The sequence below is a fragment of the Citrobacter sp. EC_71 genome (assembly GCF_019584005.1).
Lineage (GTDB): Bacteria > Pseudomonadota > Gammaproteobacteria > Enterobacterales > Enterobacteriaceae > Citrobacter > Citrobacter werkmanii.
In genome coordinates, this window is sequence record NZ_VDAY01000074.1 from 1 (window position 1) to 439 (window position 439).

General features: G+C 40.8%; 1 protein-coding gene. It reads left to right on the forward strand.

Annotation, left to right across the window (positions count from 1 at the left end):
- Window position 1: 1 nt before the first annotated feature.
- Window positions 2-439: AEC family transporter (locus tag FHD02_RS24050; protein WP_220394387.1), on the forward strand; the 438-nt coding region annotated here is incomplete at its 3' end.

Genomic DNA, 439 nt, shown 5'->3' on the forward strand with positions numbered 1-439 from the left:
CATGCTGTTGGGTTATTTTAGCGGCAGACGAGAAACATTTTCAGAAGATCAAGCTCGGGCATTTAATAAACTGGTATTAAACTACGCGCTTCCTGCGGCTCTATTTGTATCTATTACTCGGGCAAACAGGGAAATGATTTTTGCGGACACTCGTCTGACCCTTGTATCACTTGTGGTTATTGTCGGATGTTTCTTTTTCTCCTGGTTCGGTTGCTACAAATTTTTTAAACGTACCCATGCAGAAGCAGCTGTATGTGCATTAATTGCAGGTTCACCTACCATTGGATTCCTGGGGTTTGCAGTTCTCGATCCTATTTATGGTGATTCCGTATCAACAGGTTTAGTGGTAGCAATTATTTCTATTATTGTTAACGCAATTACTATTCCTATTGGTCTGTATTTGCTGAATCCTTCTTCAGGAGCGGATGGTAAGAAGAAT